Annotated in this window: 15 protein-coding genes; 9 read left to right on the forward strand and 6 right to left on the reverse strand. The window is 42.4% G+C overall.

Going from position 1 to position 17,018, the window contains the following annotated elements; genetic code table 11:
* Nucleotides 1–22: 22 nt before the first annotated feature.
* The 6 genes from AB1A65_RS07560 to miaB form a co-directional block, all read right to left on the reverse strand.
* Nucleotides 23–301 (reverse strand): co-chaperone GroES, encoded by a 279-nt coding sequence (locus tag AB1A65_RS07560; protein WP_036380142.1) that lies wholly within the window; start codon nucleotides 299–301, stop codon nucleotides 23–25.
* Nucleotides 302–442: 141 nt separating this feature from the next.
* Entirely contained in the window at nucleotides 443–808 is a 366-nt protein-coding gene (gene secG / locus AB1A65_RS07565) for a preprotein translocase subunit SecG (RefSeq protein WP_366587408.1), read from the reverse strand.
* Between the two features lie 8 nt (nucleotides 809–816).
* Nucleotides 817–1,719 carry a hypothetical protein gene (locus tag AB1A65_RS07570; protein WP_366587410.1) on the reverse strand — a complete coding sequence of 301 codons (903 nt, stop codon included), beginning with the start codon at nucleotides 1,717–1,719 and terminating at the stop codon, nucleotides 817–819.
* Between the two features lie 5 nt (nucleotides 1,720–1,724).
* The gene (locus AB1A65_RS07575) at nucleotides 1,725–2,246 is read right to left on the reverse strand and encodes an LptE family protein (RefSeq protein WP_366587412.1); all 522 of its coding nucleotides are present in this window, start codon (nucleotides 2,244–2,246) and stop codon (nucleotides 1,725–1,727) included.
* Between the two features lie 34 nt (nucleotides 2,247–2,280).
* On the reverse strand, nucleotides 2,281–3,552 hold the full coding sequence (locus AB1A65_RS07580) for a sigma-54 dependent transcriptional regulator (RefSeq protein ID WP_366587414.1): 1,272 nt from the start codon (nucleotides 3,550–3,552) through the stop codon (nucleotides 2,281–2,283).
* Between the two features lie 102 nt (nucleotides 3,553–3,654).
* A complete protein-coding gene (gene miaB / locus AB1A65_RS07585; RefSeq protein WP_366587416.1) occupies nucleotides 3,655–5,118 on the reverse strand; it encodes a tRNA (N6-isopentenyl adenosine(37)-C2)-methylthiotransferase MiaB in 1,464 nt (487 codons plus the stop codon).
* A 143-nt stretch (nucleotides 5,119–5,261) separates the two neighbouring features.
* Between miaB and AB1A65_RS07590 the strand changes: the two genes are divergently transcribed.
* From AB1A65_RS07590 to AB1A65_RS07630, 9 genes are all read left to right on the forward strand, one after another.
* Nucleotides 5,262–6,509 carry a hypothetical protein gene (locus tag AB1A65_RS07590; protein ID WP_366587418.1) on the forward strand — a complete coding sequence of 416 codons (1,248 nt, stop codon included), beginning with the start codon at nucleotides 5,262–5,264 and terminating at the stop codon, nucleotides 6,507–6,509.
* Nucleotides 6,510–6,627: 118 nt separating this feature from the next.
* A complete protein-coding gene (gene topA, locus AB1A65_RS07595; RefSeq protein ID WP_366587420.1) occupies nucleotides 6,628–9,111 on the forward strand; it encodes a type I DNA topoisomerase in 2,484 nt (827 codons plus the stop codon).
* Between the two features lies 1 nt (nucleotide 9,112).
* Nucleotides 9,113–10,270: a formimidoylglutamase gene (locus AB1A65_RS07600; protein WP_366587423.1), complete on the forward strand. Its 1,158-nt coding sequence runs from the start codon at nucleotides 9,113–9,115 to the stop codon at nucleotides 10,268–10,270.
* Nucleotides 10,271–10,391: 121 nt separating this feature from the next.
* Nucleotides 10,392–11,771, forward strand: a complete 1,380-nt coding sequence (gene gldK / locus AB1A65_RS07605) for a gliding motility lipoprotein GldK (protein ID WP_366587425.1) — start codon at nucleotides 10,392–10,394, stop codon at nucleotides 11,769–11,771.
* An 84-nt stretch (nucleotides 11,772–11,855) separates the two neighbouring features.
* On the forward strand, nucleotides 11,856–12,512 hold the full coding sequence (gldL, locus tag AB1A65_RS07610; RefSeq protein WP_366587427.1) for a gliding motility protein GldL: 657 nt from the start codon (nucleotides 11,856–11,858) through the stop codon (nucleotides 12,510–12,512).
* Between the two features lie 65 nt (nucleotides 12,513–12,577).
* Complete coding sequence (gldM, locus tag AB1A65_RS07615; protein WP_366587430.1) at nucleotides 12,578–14,149, forward strand: gliding motility protein GldM; 1,572 nt, start codon at nucleotides 12,578–12,580, stop codon at nucleotides 14,147–14,149.
* Between the two features lie 18 nt (nucleotides 14,150–14,167).
* Nucleotides 14,168–15,070 (forward strand): gliding motility protein GldN, encoded by a 903-nt coding sequence (gene gldN, locus AB1A65_RS07620; RefSeq protein ID WP_366587433.1) that lies wholly within the window; start codon nucleotides 14,168–14,170, stop codon nucleotides 15,068–15,070.
* A gap of 405 nt (nucleotides 15,071–15,475) precedes the next feature.
* Nucleotides 15,476–15,652 carry a hypothetical protein gene (locus AB1A65_RS07625; protein WP_366587435.1) on the forward strand — a complete coding sequence of 59 codons (177 nt, stop codon included), beginning with the start codon at nucleotides 15,476–15,478 and terminating at the stop codon, nucleotides 15,650–15,652.
* A gap of 185 nt (nucleotides 15,653–15,837) precedes the next feature.
* Entirely contained in the window at nucleotides 15,838–16,893 is a 1,056-nt protein-coding gene (locus tag AB1A65_RS07630) for an FAD-dependent oxidoreductase (RefSeq protein WP_366587438.1), read from the forward strand.
* The last annotated feature ends 125 nt before the right edge of the window (nucleotides 16,894–17,018 follow it).

Below are 17,018 nucleotides of genomic sequence, written 5' to 3' on the forward strand. Positions count from 1 at the left end.
TATTGGTTTTTGGAATTTTCCGCTATACTATTGCCAAAATATCGCTCTCGCGCATCATCAAATAGTCCGTACCGTCCAATTTAAGTTCGGTACCGGCATATTTTCCATATAATACGGTATCACCTACTTTAACGGTGACCTTTTCATCTTTGGTTCCGGGTCCAACAGCAACTACGTTGCCTTTTTGTGGTTTTTCCTTTGCGTTGTCCGGGATGATGATACCGGAGGCAGTTTTGGTCTCGGCCTGTAGAGGCTCGATCAGTACTCGGTCTGCCAATGGTTTGATATTAACTTTAGCCATATTTTTAATTATTTAGGTATTTGTTTTAAAAATTCTGGAACATTGGGGCAGAAATTGTGCCAATGCCCAAAAACTGACATTATGGAAAACAAAAATGCCAGCTTGTCACTCAAGCTGGCATTTTTGTATGCGTTGTCACTATCAATTGATGGTGTCTGTTGGATCGGAACTGCCAGTAGGAAGTTGTTCAGGGACTTCCTCGGGCACTGTTTCTGGAATAGTGGCCTCCGTATCATCGCCCTGCAACAATTTTGAATCTGCTTGGCTGTAGCTTCCCTTTAGGGAAACGTTGGACAAAAGAATCAATACTATTAATAATGTGGCAAGGGTCCAAGTACTTTTATCCAAAAAGTCACCGGTTTTCTTCACACCTCCCACAACTTGATTTCCACCGCCTCCAAAAGACGAGGACAATCCACCACCTTTAGGATTTTGGACCATAATGACCAAGACCAACAAAAGGCACACGATAATGATCAAAATCAAAAAAATTGTAAACGTGCTCATTTTTTATCTTATTCTTTTTCTTTCTGCAGCTTCTTCACCGCCCGAATTTGGTCTGCAAAGAAACCACTTTTTTCTGGATATTTCAAACTCAATATTTTAAAGGCTTGAATGGCCTTTTTGTACTTCTTTTGTTCCAGATAAACCTTGGCCAAAGTCTCCGTCATCAGCTCGTTTTTATCGAACTTGGTGGATGCTTTGATGTCGATTTTGGGATTGGTATTTTCCTTGGGGACAATCTTGGGATTGTTTTCTATGAACTTGTCCAAGAGATCAAACTTTTTCTTCTTTTCCAATTCATCCATGACATCCTCTTCGGGTTCTTTCTCGGTAGATTTGGAGGTCAATTGTAGCCATTCGGTAAAAGAGTGCTTTTCCTTTTTGGTGAAGGGAATTGGTTTGCCAAGGTTCAAGTCATTTTCTGAAGTGGTTTCTTGTTTAGCCTTGGGAGATTCTGCTTTTTCCTCTTCTTGATTTTCAGGAGATTTGGATTTGAACAAGGCAGGGTTCAATATCTGCTCGGCATCCTGAATGTTTTGGGGAAGCGCTACTTCCTCAGCTTCCACCAGCATGGCATTCACATTTTCACTGGGTTCAATTTCTTCAGAAATGGCATTTTGGTCTTCCAATTTTGACCGTCGTCCCGCTATGGTATCGGCAATGTTGTTTTGGATAAATTCCTTCGATGTGATGTAATCAAAAAGTACATCCCTATCCGCCGTATGGGCCGCTGCAACTTTTAACGCGTTGTTGTATTTGTAGCTATCAAGATTTCTAAGTCCCTTTAAATGCAGTGCACGGGCCGCCTGAAAATACGGATACTCCTCAATGATATCTTCCAGTTCCCGAGTTTGTTTTGGGGATAGGATGGTATTTGAGTTTTGAAGAATCTGTATAAAATCCGATACGTTCATAGTAATTACCAATTTCCCAAGGAAGCATTAAAAATATCTTGGGTAAGTCGATCAAAGATTTCTTCGTGGGCAGCCGCCTGTACCGAGGTCAGTGAAGCTGCTGCGTCAAAATCGTAAAAAAAGGAAAAACGGCGTTCAAAATCCGCATCTTCCTTGGTGTTGTTAAAAAACCGAACGTTTACACTCATGGTAAGCCTGTTTTGAGCGGTCCGCTGATCGGCAGTCGCCGTCATGGGCACCACCTTGTATTCCACAATTTCTCCTTCGTACAACAAATCACCGTTGTTTCCGGTAAGGGAAAGGCTGGTAAGGTTGTTTATCAAATCTTGCAGTGCCAAGGTAAAATCCCGATCCAAACCGGGAACAATGATGGAACTTGGGGATTGATCTGCATAATTTTGGAAAAAATTCACCTGAAAGGTCGTAGCAGTTCCAATATCGGCCCCAGAAAAATTATAAGCACCACAACTGTATAGACTTAGGGTCAGTGCAAAAAGTCCAACTTTAAAACTGTTTTTTCTCTTCATTCTCATATCAATTTGGTGCAGCAAAGTTGGCAATTTACAAATCGTATTGTTTTATTTTTCGATACAAGGTACGCTCTGAAATCCCCAATTCGGCAGCCGCTGCTTTACGTTTTCCGCGGTTGCGCTCCAGTGATTTTTTTATCAGCTCTATTTCCTTTTCCTGTAAAGATAGGGTTTCTTCTTCTTCAATTTCTTCCGCAAAATGATAGCGGTCTTCTTGGGGCTGGGGAATATGCGCCGGTTTCTCTACCACGGGTTCGGGTAAATGGAGGACTTCGGCCATGCTTTCTTCGGCTTCTATGTCTTCTTCTTCCTTATTTCCGTAAATTTTGCGGATAAGGGTTTCATTTTCTTCCTGAACCTTTTCAGAATTGTCGTGCTTCAACAATTCCAGAGTGAGTTTTTTTAAATCGTTCAAATCACCTTTCATGTCGAACAAAACTTTATACAAAATCTCCCTCTCGTTGCTAAAATCTCCCTCTTTTTTGGTCTGACCTACCACGGCAGGTAGATTAGAGGTGCTGGCGTTGGGCAAATAGCTGTTCAATGTTGATGCGGAAATGGTCCTATTTTCTTCCAGCACTGAAATCTGTTCAGCAATGTTTCGGAGCTGCCTAATATTTCCCGGCCAGCGGTATTTGGTCAACAAGTGAACAGCATCATCTTCTAACCGAATGGTGGGCATTTTGTATTTCTGTCCAAAATCCGAGGCAAACTTTCGAAACAGCAAATGAATATCATCCTGACGTTCCCGAAGTGGTGGGATATTGATTTCCACAGTGCTCAATCTATAATAAAGATCTTCTCGAAACTTTTCATTTTTGATGGCCTCGAACATGTTGATGTTGGTAGCCGCCACAATGCGAACGTTGGTCTTTTGCACTTGGGAAGAACCCACTTTCAAGAATTCGCCATTTTCCAAGACCCGAAGCAAACGAACCTGGGTTGTTAAGGGAAGCTCCCCGACTTCATCCAAAAAAATGGTTCCGCCATCGGCCACTTCAAAATAACCACTACGGGTCTGGGTGGCTCCGGTAAAGGCGCCTTTTTCGTGACCAAACAATTCACTGTCAATGGTTCCTTCGGGGATGGCACCACAGTTAACGGCAATGTATTTTGCATGTTTGCGGTGCGATAGGGAATGGATGATTTTTGGAATGGCTTCCTTTCCCACCCCACTCTCTCCGGTCACCAAAACTGAAATGTCCGTAGGGGCTACCTGCATCGCCTTTTCCAATGCCCGGTTGAGCTTTACATCGTTGCCAATGAGCTCAAATCGTTGTTTTATTGATTGAATACTTTCCATTTATGGTACTCCTGAAAAAGCAGGAATCTTTATTGTTTTGTTTTTGGATTCCGCACGGTACTTCGACTACGCTCAGTATCCCAGCGGAATGACAAACGATTCTTAATTATTTTTTGAGTACCCCACTGCCTCACCGATTAAGGTCGCGGAGGTACATTCATTGATCTTTACATGAACAAAATCGCCTATGTTGTAGTGTTCTTTAGGAAAGACCACCACTGTGTTTTGTGAATTACGGCCCATCCAATGCGCATCGGATTTTTTGGAAGTACCTTCTATTAGGACTTCTTCCGTTTTTCCCAAATGTTGTTGGGTGCGATAATGGCTGTGCTTTTGCTGTAGTTCGATGATTTCCGTGAGGCGTCTTTTCTTTACCGCTTCAGGAACATCATCCTCCATTTTTCGCTCCGCGAGGGTACCGGGCCGTTCGGAATAGGCGAACATAAAACCAAAGTCGTACTTCACGTATTCCATCAAACTCAAGGTGTCCTGATGGTCCTCTTCGGTTTCTGTAGGGAACCCCGTTATCATATCTTGACTAATGGCACAATCGGGAATTATTTTTTTGATGTTGTCGATCAACTCAAAATATTCCTCACGAGTGTGCAGACGGTTCATCGCCTTCAAAATACGATTACTTCCACTTTGCACGGGCAAATGGATGTAGTTGCAGATGTTTTCATATTTAGACATGGCCTCGATGACATCCAAGGTCATGTCCTGTGGATTGGAAGTGGAAAAACGAATTCGCATTTTGGGCTGGGCCTCTGCCACCAGTTCCAAAAGTTTGGCAAAGTTTACCGAAGTAGCCTTCTGCATATCCGAAGCTTTTTCATAATCCTTCTTCAATCCACCACCATACCAAAGGTAGCTGTCCACATTTTGCCCAAGCAATGTGATTTCCTTAAATCCTTTTTCCCATAGCTCGCTAACTTCCTGTAAAATGGATTGCGGGTCGCGACTGCGCTCCCTTCCCCGGGTAAACGGCACCACACAGAAAGTGCACATATTATCACAGCCACGTGTAATGGAAACAAAGGCTGTGACGCCGTTGGAGTTCAATCGTACCGGAGCCACATCACCATACGTCTCGTCCTTGGAAAGGATAACGTTCACGGCATTGCGGCCTTCATCAATTTCTTGGATGAGGTTGGGAAGGTCTTTGTAGGCATCGGGGCCTACCACCATGTCCACTATTTTTTCCTCTTCGAGGAACTTGCTCTTGAGTCGTTCCGCCATGCAGCCCAAAACCCCCACCTTCATGCTGGGATTGGTCTTTTTTACCGCGTTGAATTTTTCCAAGCGTTTGCGAACGGTCTGTTCGGCCTTTTCACGAATGGAACAGGTGTTCACCAGAACCAAATCGGCTTCATCCAATATTTGGGTGGTATTGAATCCTTCCTTGGCCAAAATGGAAGCCACAATTTCACTATCGGAAAAATTCATCTGGCACCCATAACTTTCAATGTAGAGCTTACGGGTGTTCTTATGGTTATTTTCCAAGGTCAAAGTGCTTCCTTGCTGGCTTTCGTCTATTATTTTTTCTACGCTTTCGTCCTTTATCATATTCGTACAATGGGCTGCAAAGATAATGGTTATTCCATTTTAGTGACAATTTGGCAGTTAAAATTTAACCAAAAATGTAACGCAACTTTTTTAGCTTTAATTTATCTAATGACCACAGTTTCAATCAGAAAAAACAAACGCAAATGAAAACGAAAATCCTATTTCTACTCTCTTTGACCGTACTGTTCTCCTGCGACAAAGATGATTCCAATGGCGAATACGCCGATTACCTGGTGGCGCGTCCGCTGGTAATCAGCAAGGCCGAGTTTGCTACGAGTGTTGATGTGGTTGCCCCAAGGCCAGTTAATGAATCTGGAAAGGTTTACACCTATCAGGATTATATTTTTATCAATGATATGTACCAAGGTATCCATGTGATTGATAACAGTAATCCCTCACAACCCGTAAAGATTGCCTTTATAACAATTCCCGGGAACGTGGATATTTCGGTGAAGGATGATTATTTGTACGCAGATAGTCTCATGGACTTGGTGGTTATTGATATTTCAGACCTCAACAATATAGCATTGGTCAACCGATTGGAAAATGTGCTATATGGAAATGTTTTCTTTCCGTTTGAAGCCGATTTGGTGGAAGACACTAATTTTGATTATGAGTCTGAGATGATCATTGGCTGGGAGACCACTACCGAAAGAAGATTGATTTCAGAAGTTGAGGCACAAAACGGAGGGTTTGTATTTAGGGAGGATTTTGCCCTTGCCAATGATGCGTCAGGAGGTACAGGGCAAGGTGGTTCTTTAGCACGGTTTAAAATTGTAAATGATTATCTCTACGCTGTAGACAGTCATAATATTAATGTGTTCAATATTTCTGATTTGGAAAATCCGCAGAATTTGGATGATGTCTATGCCGGTTTCGACATAGAGACCATTTTTTATAACGGCACCTATTTGTTCTTGGGAAGTATGCGCGGCATGTATATTTATGATATTGCCGACCCCGCTGCACCGTCCTTGATTTCAGAATTTGAGCATGGCACGGCCTGCGACCCCGTTGTTGTGGATGGAGATTATGCCTATGTTACCCTTAGGGGTGGCAATGGGTGCGGTGCTACAGAAAGTGGCTTGTTCATTGTGGACATTTCCAATATTGAAAATCCAAAATTAGTGGTACAATATCCAATGGATGGTCCTTATGGCTTGGGCATCAAAGATGAAAAGATCTTTGTGTGCGATGGAGAATCTGGACTCAAGGTCTATGATAAAACCGATATCATGGATTTAGTGGAGTTAAATCATTTTGAAAATATTGTTACGTTTGATGTCATTCCTTTGGAAAACCATTTGATAATGGTGGGTGACGGCATCCTCTATCAATATGAATATTTAGACAACGATATTAGGCTCATCAGTCAGATAGGGCTTAACTAAAAAGCACAATATCAATTGTAAATATCCCGTTTTTAGCGGGATATTTTTTTGATAAGAGTTTTGTAAAAAATTCAAAATCGAATTTTTGATATACTTTTGTTACCACAAAACCTAGTGCATGCCAAAGAATTTAGTTATTGTTGAGTCCCCCGCAAAGGCAAAGACCATAGAACGATTTCTAGGAAAAGAATACCAAGTAGAATCCAGTTTTGGACATATTGTAGACCTTCCGTCCAAAGAACTTGGGGTTGATGTAGAAAACGATTTTAAGCCAAAATATACAGTTGACAAGGAGAAAAAAGCCTTGGTGAAAAAACTAAAGGACCTTGCCCAAAAGGCCGATACCATATGGTTGGCCAGTGATGAGGACCGGGAAGGAGAAGCCATTTCTTGGCATTTGGCGGAGACACTGAATTTGGACAAGGATAAGGTAAAGCGGATTGTTTTCAACTCCATTACCAAATCAGCGATTCAAAAAGCTATAGAGAATCCAAGGGAAATTAATTACAACTTGGTAAATGCCCAGCAGGCCAGAAGGGTCTTGGACCGATTGGTGGGGTATGAACTTTCTCCGGTATTATGGAAAAAGATAAAGCCGGGACTCTCCGCAGGTCGGGTACAGTCGGTGGCAGTGAGGCTGATTGTGGAACGTGAACGCGAGATTGATGCCTTCAACCCAGAAGCATCATTCCGAATTAAAGCTGAATTTAAAACAGAAGAAGGAAGTATTTTTTCGGCAAAGCTCAACAAGACCTTTCCAAGTAAGGAAGCAGCAGAAGCATTCTTGAAACAAAATATGGGCGCTGATTTTTCAGTGGCCAACTTGGATAAAAAGCCGGCCAAGAAATCGCCGGCACCACCATTTACCACTTCCACTTTGCAACAAGAAGCTTCCCGTAAGCTGTACTTTTCGGTGAGCAGAACCATGCAAGTGGCCCAACGCTTGTACGAAGCGGGTCTCATTACTTATATGAGAACGGATAGTGTAAATCTTTCCAATGAAGCTTTGGCCGCGGCCAAGGATGCCATTTTGGAGAATTATGGGGAGGATTACAGTCAGGTGCGGAACTACACAGGAAAAACAAAAGGGGCACAAGAGGCGCACGAAGCCATTCGCCCCACAGATATGAAATTGCAGTCCCCATCCTTGGAGCGGGACCAGTCAAAATTATATGAACTCATTTGGAAACGTACCCTTGCTTCGCAAATGAGTGATGCCCAGTTGGAACGTACCAATGTTAAGATTCAGGCCAATACCCACCAAGAAGAATTTACGGCCAATGGAGAGGTGGTTAAGTTTGATGGTTTCCTTAAAGTGTATTTGGAAGGAACCGATGACGAAGACAGTGCTGAGGAACAAGAGGGAATGCTTCCGGCCATGAAAGTGGGCGAAGCATTGCAAAATGTTTTCATTTCCGCCACCGAACGATTCACAAGACCACCGTATCGCTACACAGAGGCTTCCTTGGTAAAGAAATTGGAAGAATTGGGAATCGGACGACCATCCACTTACGCACCGACCATTTCAACCATTCAAAACAGGGGGTATGTGGAAAAAGGAAGCGTGGAAGGTTCCGAACGCAATTACCTTCAATTGATTTTGGAGGAAGGCAAACTTGCTGAAAAGAAACTATCTGAAATGGTGGGTTCCGACAAAGGAAAATTGGTGCCAACCGATATCGGAATGATCGTGAACGATTTTTTGGTGAGTCACTTTACCAAAATCCTCGATTACAATTTTACGGCACAGGTCGAAGAAGATTTTGACGAGATTGCTTCGGGCGAGGAAGATTGGCAACACATGATGAAGTCTTTCTACAAGGAGTTTCATCCCAATGTGATCGAAGTTGAGGAGAATGCGGAACGTGCCAGCGGGGAACGTGTGTTGGGTACGGACCCAAAATCGGGCCGACAAGTGGCTGCAAGGTTGGGTCGTTTTGGCCCCATGGTCCAGATTGGAACTGTGGATGAAGAAGAAAAACCATTGTTCGCAAGCCTATTGCCCGATCAATCCATCAATACCATCACCTTTGAAGAGGCCATGGAACTTTTCCAATTGCCACGCAAGCTCGGTGTATATAAAGGAGAAGAGGTAGAGGCCAATGTAGGCCGTTATGGTCCTTATGTTCGATTTGGGAAAAAATTCATTTCACTCGGTCAAGGAGAAAGTGCTTTTGATGTAGATTTGGATAGGGCCATTGAATTGATCAAGGAAAAGGAAAAAGCAGATGCCCCTATCGCAAGTTATGAAGGGAAGGAAGTTACCAAAGGTAAAGGTCGATTTGGACCGTTCATCAAATGGGATGGAATGTTCATCAATGTGAACAAAAAATATGATTTTGATAATCTTTCCCAATCCGATATTGAACAGCTCATTGAGGACAAAAAGAAAAAAGAAGCCGAAAAGGTGGTGCAGGAATGGCCAGATGAAAAAATTAGGATTGAGAAGGCCCGATGGGGAAGACATAATATTATTAAAGGTAGGGTAAAAGTGGAATTGTCCAAAGATGTGGATGCCACCAAAGTTTCGTTGGAAGAAGCCAAGGCCCTATTGGAAAAGAAAACTCCTAAGAAAAAAGCCAAGTCAAAAGCTAAGAAATAATATGGCATTCGATTTTTTGGTTCCTGTGAAGGATAAAGTGTTGGCACATTCTGAGTTGCTGCCAGAACAGTCATTGGGCAAAAACATCCACGTACATACCGAAAAGGATGGACTCCCAGTGTTTGCCCACGCCGATGTAGCCATTTTTGGCGTATTGGAATCCAGAAATGCATTTGAGAAAAAAACCGAGCTATTGAATGTGGATGAAATCCGGATTCAGCTCTACCGCCTTATGATGGGCAATTGGAACTCCACCATCATCGATATTGGGGATGTGGAAGAGGGTGATACCGTGGATGACACCTATTTTGTGGTGAAGGAGATTGTAGCAGGCCTACTTGAAGAGAACATCATACCTATTATAATTGGTTGCACCCAAGACATCACCTTTCCCACCTATCGCGCTTTCGACAAGATCAAGGAAATGGTGAATCTGGTCTCCATAGATAGTCGGTTCGATTTTGGCGAAGATGACGAATTGATTTCTTCGCATTCCTATATGAGTAAGATTATTACGGATAAACCCAATAATCTTTTTAATTTTTCCAACATTGGTTACCAGAGCTATTTCAATGCACAAGAAGAGATAGATTTGATGGAGCGCCTGTTCTTTGATGCCTATCGCCTGGGAGACATTGCTGCCAATTTGGAGCTGACCGAACCGGTTTTACGAAGCACGGATATTGTTAGTTTGGATTTACGTGCCATTCGCGCCTGCGAAATGGGATTGTCCAAAAACTTTTCCCCCAATGGTTTTACTGGAAGGGAAATCTGTACCATTGCCCGATATGCTGGTATCAGTGACCGTGTCTCCTTGTTTGGCATCTACGAAGGGGAGAATTCCCATCAGGCGTTTCAAATGATTGCCCAGATCATTTGGTACTTTATAGAGGGGTTGAGCTTTAGGGTCAAGGAAACCCCAACTTCAAAGAGTGAGGATTTTACAAAGTTCACCGTACCCACCGATACCGAGGAACTGGTGTTTTATAAAAGCCATGTTACCGAAAGGTGGTGGGTAGAAGTCCCATCAATTTTACCTGAACATACTAAAACAAATTCGGTTGCGTTATTACCTTGCACCGAAGGGGACTATTTGGATGCTTGCAACCAAAACATTCCAGAAAGGTGGTTCAAGGCCTACAGAAAGGGCTTTAACTAAACAAATTAATTTTTGAGCATTAATTGGTTTTACACAATAATTCATTCAAAAAGTAGTTTTGAGAGTAATGAATTTGTGTAGAGCAGTTTATAATCTTGAATCGAATAATTTAACCTAAAGTATGAGAAAGCTATTCTTATCATCTATAGCACTTGTTTTTTTACTCAGCAGTTGTGGGTCTAAATCAAGGTCAAAAGGTGAGTTAGTTGGGGCCCCTGGAAAAAAATGGCATCCAGAGAAACCATATGGAATGGAACTGATTCCTCGAGGCGCCTTCGTAATGGGAAAAGCCGATGAGGATCAAGCAAAAGTTTTGAACGCACCTACAAGAACGGTTACCGTACGTTCATTTTATATGGATGACACGGAAATCACAAATAGTGAGTACCGTCAGTTTGTAGAGTGGGTAAAAGATTCCATTGTTAGAACCAGATTGGCCATTTTGGCTGATGAATTGGGCATAGGCCCCGAAGATGAAGGTATTGGTGAGTATGCTTTTAAGGATACGGACACCACCGAGCTTTCTGTGTATGACAAATATATGCTCGATAACTATGCCGGAATGGGAGCCACAGGATATGAAGGCAGAGCATTGAATACTGATGTTGATTTGGTATGGGATACTTCTGAATACCCAGATGAGTACTATGCCGAGGTAATGGATTCCATTTATCTTCCAGAAGAAGAAAGCTACAATGGGTTAAGATCTATAGACGTTACCAAATTGAAGTACAAATACAGCTGGATGGACATTGAGGCTGCCGCCCGTGCCAGAACCGGAAGTAGAAAGGACTTCATAAAACATGAGGAGTTAGGAATTTATCCAGACACCACGGTGTGGATCAGGGATTTTGAATATTCCTATAACGAACCCATGCACAATGATTATTTTTGGCATGATGCGTACAGTGATTATCCTGTTGTGGGGGTAAACTGGATGCAGGCCAAAGCATTTTGCAATTGGAGGACCAAGTTTAAGAACGATGACCAAAAAAGCCGAGGAAAGCAATTCGTGAACCAATTTAGGTTGCCAACCGAAGCCGAATGGGAATACGCCGCTAGAGGTGGTATTGAAGGAGGAACATACCCGTGGGGTGGACCGTACGTAATTAGTGATACGGGATGCTTTATGGCCAACTTTAAGCCCCAACGTGGTGATTACGCAGCAGATGCTGCATTGTATACCGTGGAAGCAAAATCTTTTGAGCCCAACGATTACAACTTGTACAACATGGCCGGTAACGTATCGGAATGGACAAATTCAAGTTTTGATGCAGGTGCTTACGAATATTTGTCCACTATGAACCCGAACATCGGTTCCCAGAACAATCAGCGAAAAGTGATTCGTGGTGGATCTTGGAAAGATGTGGCCTACTTCCTGCAAGTAAGTACACGTGATTATGAGTACCAAGATTCAGCAAGAAGCTACATCGGGTTCAGAACTGTTCAGGATTACATGGGAGAGGAAGACTCCACAAACGGAGCACGAAGCGGATTATAACAGAGATTAAAAGAAAAAAAGAACACTATATAAATAAACCAGTAACCAAATACTTATTTATATAACTTAATTAAAACTAGAATTATGGCACAGTCAAAATCAACAAAAAAGCTGTTTAACATGGCCTACGGGCTTGGAGCATCGGTAGTAATTATTGGTGCATTGTTCAAGATCCTTCACTGGGAGTTTGGACCACTTACAGGTGGACTTCTTCTTGCAGTTGGACTTATTACTGAAGCATTGATCTTTGCGATCTCTGCATTTGAACCAGTAGACGACGAATACGATTGGTCTTTGGTATACCCAGAATTGTCTGGTGGTCAAGCAGATTCTAAAAGAAAGCAAGATGCTAAAGACGCCAAAGAAGCTGAAGGAATCCTTTCCAGAAAATTGGATGACCTTTTAAAAGAGGCCAATATTGATTCTGAGCTTTTCTCAAGCTTGGGTGAAAGTATCAAGAGTTTTGAAGGTGCCGCCAAGAATATTGCTCCAACTACAGATGCAATCCAGCACACCAAAAAATACTCTGAGGAATTGTCTCATGCCGCTGCTCAAATGGAATCTTTGAACAGCCTTTACAAAGTTCAATTGGAAAGTGCTAGCCGTCAAGCTTCCATCAACGAGGAAGTAGTTCAGAATGCTGGTGCTTTAAAAGAGCAAATGGAATCTTTAGCTACCAACCTATCTTCTTTGAACGGAGTATACGGTAATATGCTAACTGCCATGGGCGGAAGAAACTAATTAGGGTTTTTAGTTGATATACCAAACCCCAAATCAAATTAATTTATAATTCTAATTAGATAAACATGGCATCAGGAAAACAAACGCCACGTCAGAAGATGATCAACCTTATGTATTTGATCTTCATCGCGATGTTGGCCCTTAATATGAGCAAGGAAGTACTTGCCGCTTTCGGACTTATGAATGAAAAGTTGGAAACTTCCAACACAAACATGGACGAAAACAACTCTAACTTTTTTGCAAGCTTGGAAACCAAAGCTTCAGAAAACGAGGAGGAGTACGGCGAACTGTACAAAGACGCTCAAGAGATCAAACAACTTTCAGATAACTACTACAGCTATTTGGAAGGACTGAAGAAAGAAATGACCGCAGATTTGGAAGATCCAAAAGACTATGTGGTTATGGATAAATCAGACTACTTGGACCAGAAATTTTTCCAGGGCGACAATTTGGGTCCAGAAGGAAAGAAGTTCATGGACCAAATCAATGCCTACCGTGAAGGTGTGATCAACGCTTTGCCAGAAGGTGAGTTTGAAGCATTGAAATCTGCTGTAAAAGCTCGTTTTGCTACTGGAGATGAAGATGGTAAAGTTGAGAAAAGAGACGGTACACGTCAGGATTGGATCAACTATCACTACGAAGGTTTCCCATTGGTAGCCTCTTTAACAAAGATGACCCAGTTGCAGGCTGACATTAAAACCACTGAGCAAGAGGTATTGAAAACCCTTTTGGAAGGTGAGTTGACCGAGGCTGTATCCTTGACCAACTTTGCCAGTGCATTGTCTGCTCCAAAAACGGCTTACTATTCAGGCGAAAAGTATGATGGTAAGATCATTGTTAGCAAAACTGACAAGACGTCCACTCCTGTAAAAGCTGAGTTGACTTTGGACGGAAGACCATTGACCGAAGGTAAAGATTACGAATTGGAAGCTGGTGGGATCAAAATGTTGATCAGTGCCGGTACACCTGGTGATCATACCATTAAAGGAACCATGACATACATGCAAGATGGTAACGAGGTGCCTGTAGAAGTGAACAATACTTTTGCAACCATTTCCATGCCTAACGCAGCGGTTATCTCTGCTGATAAAATGAACGTAGTATACCGTGGTGTGGCCAACCCAATGACCATCTCCATCCCTGGTATTCCTGATAACAAAGTGAATGCTTCTGCGCCTGGTCTGACCAGAAGAAGCGGAAGCCAGTATGTGATGAACCCAGGTACGGGTAGAAGTGTAACCATTACCGCTTCAGGAACGTTGCCTGATGGTAAAGGTATCTCTACCAAGTCTGAGTTCCGTATTAAGGATATTCCAAGACCAGCAGGTACTGTACGTGGTGAATCAGGTAGTATTCAAATGCCAAGAAGAAACTTGGAGATTTCTACCATCGGAGCCATGTTGGAAGACTTTGATTTTGATTTGAACCTAGCCGTTGGCCAGTTCAAGTTCAAAGTGCCAGGTCAACCTACAGTAGTGGTTAACGGTAACAAATTGGACAACAGAGCTAAATCTGCCTTGAGTAGAGCGGGTAGAGGTGATGCTGTTCAGATTTTCGATATCCAAGCTTACATCACCAACAACAAGACGTACAAGTTGAAAAAGGTATCTCCTGTTGTGGTTGAGATTACAAACTAATAAAGTATACAAGTGATCATGAATTGGAAAAATGCATTAGTAATTGGATTGTTGGCGGTATTACCCGTATCAATGATGGGACAGGCAAATATTTTAAATGCCAAGTTGCCCGAGGATATCGGTAAGAAGACCAAAGCTCAAATTGAGCAAGATGCTGATGAACCCCTGCCTTATGGTTATGTGGACGATAGGGATATCCTTTGGTCCAAGACCGTGTGGGAAATCATCGATCTTGACGAGAGAGTAAACTTTCCACTATATTACCCTACCGATACCATAGGTATTGGTAAGGACAGAAGGTCGCTCTACCATGTTTTGATGAAAAACATCAGAAACGGTAAACTGACAGAGGTCTACACCGACTCTTACTTTACGGAAAAGCGAAAGTTGGAGGACCTATCAGCAACCTTGAGCAAAGTGGATACCACAGACCTTGGGTACGAGCAGTACAATGCCGGTGAGCAAATTTCTCCTGAGTTTATCAACAAAAGAGATCTTACCGCCGCAGATATTGAAGAGTACCGAATCAAAGGAATCTGGTATTTCGATAAACGCCAAGGAGAGCTTAAATATCGTTTATTGGGAATTGCACCCGTTGCACCCGATGTAAACTTCATCGATGATGAATCCATGAATCCAGGGCAGAACAAAGTAGAATTGTTCTGGGTTTGGTACCCTGCAGCAAGACAAATTCTGCACGATGCCAAAGTTTATAACCAGCAGAACTCTGCAAGACCCATTTCCTTTGATATGTTGTTGAATGCACGCCGTTTCAACGGAGTGATCTACAAAGAGGAAAACGTTCACGAAGATCGTGAAATAGACGATTATATTTTTGACAATGCATTGTTCCAGCTCTTGGAAGCTCAACGAATTAAAGAGCACATAAGAGATAGGGAGCAAGATATGTGGGCATATTAATAATGCTCAACTTTGAAAGCCCACTGGGGAATCAAAGTTGTTAGCAGAATTAATCCCGATGAAAATCGGGATTCCCACCAAATAATTTCCAATTCAATACAACTAACGCCGCACGAAAGTGCGGCGTTTTTTTTGCATTCAAGATAAAACTGTCATTTCGAGCTGTCAGTCTGAGCGGAGTCGAAGACAAAAGCGAGAAATCTGAATAAGAGGAAAGTTTAAGGAATAGGAAAGGGGTAATAGGTAGTACAGTGCTCGTTCGTCAATTCTAGCTGGATTTTTTCCTTGAAAAATGCTAACTTCAATTTTCTCTGCCTAAAGGCAAATAGCCGAAGTATTAAAACGAATCATATCTTATAACGTTGCCAGAAATGTTGAAAAAACTCAATTAAAAATTAAAATACTATGAGCATTAGAATTAAAGACTTTGGAATTAACTTAAAAACTGTCTACTGTCCGAAATGTAATACTGAACAACCAAAAATTAGAAAGCCAAAAGGATGGAAGGAAATTTTATGGGGTGGAAATACCTGCGAAAATTGTGGTTGTAAAATGGATAAATATGGAAAAGAAAGGAAATAAAATTTGGCAGGTATCGGAATTGTTTGCTCAATCGGAATAAAAACAACAAAATCACCTATCTGTTGCACCCATTACTTATCACTCAAACATCCAACATTCGTGACGATTGGTTTAATTCGTGTCCAACCATAAAAAGACCCACCTCCTAATAAGCAACATCTACTTGAGATTCCTACTTTTGCACCATGCATGATTACTTGGTTGTTGGTTTGGGTTTGGCCGGAATTTCCTTCTGTGAGGTGTTGGAAAAAGAAGGTAAAACCTTTACCGTGGTTTCGGATAGTTCCCAGCAGGCCTCCCAAGTGGCCGGAGGGCTCTATAACCCAGTCATTTTAAAACGGTTCACCTTGGCGTGGAAGGCCAAAGTACAAATGGAACTGGCCCAACCCTTCTATGCAGATTTGGAGCAAAAATTGGGTCAGAAATTGGACTACAAAGTTCCTGTGCTGCGTAGGTTTGCCTCCATCGAAGAACAGAATGCATGGTTTGAAGCTTCTGACAAGCCCGGTCTCGACCACTTTTTGTCCACTACCACCGTTCAAAACAAAAATTCAAGTATTGATGCCCCCTTCGGTTTTGGTGAGGTAAAGCACACTGGAAGGATTGACACGGCCACTTTGGTGGAATCCTACCAAGGGTATTTGAACAAGAAAGGTCTTTTGACTGAAGAGTCTTTCGATTTTTCTTGTTTTGAGCATCAAGAGGGGCATATTTCGTACAAATCGATACAAGCCAAGCGGATTGTGTTTTCATGCGGCTATGGCCTCAAAAACAACCCATTTTTCAACTATCTCCCGCTAAATGGGACCAAAGGGGAGCTGTTGACGATAAAATCGCCAGACTACAACGAAGAAAATGTGATAAAATCTTCGGTTTTCAGTATTCCATTGGGTGACGACCTTTACCGAATTGGTGCTACCTACAAATGGAAGGACAAGACCAATGAACCTACCGAAGCATCCAAAAAAGAACTGTTGGACAAATTAAAAACGTTTCTAAAATGTGATTTTGAGGTCGTGGACCATGTGGCCGGCATTCGCCCTACCGTTGTGGACAGACGACCTTTGGTCGGTCAACATCCAAAACACAAAAACCTCTATGTGCTCAACGGATTTGGGTCACGCGGTGTGCTTATAGCACCCTACACTTCCGCCCAGTTGTTCAATTTTATCGAACGCAAAGACTCAATAGACCCTGAAATCGATATCAAACGGTTCACAAAGAAATACTACAACCCCTGACTTAATCCTCAGTTCGAGTTTTTCCGAAGGAAAAGCCCGCCTGCCGGACGGGCAGGTATCGAGAACTTGCTTCTTCCGAAGGAAGGACTTTCCTACGGTAATCAGATGTTGGGAGTTAAGTTTTT

The organism is Allomuricauda sp. ANG21, from assembly GCF_040705235.1.
GTDB lineage: Bacteria > Bacteroidota > Bacteroidia > Flavobacteriales > Flavobacteriaceae > Flagellimonas > Flagellimonas marina.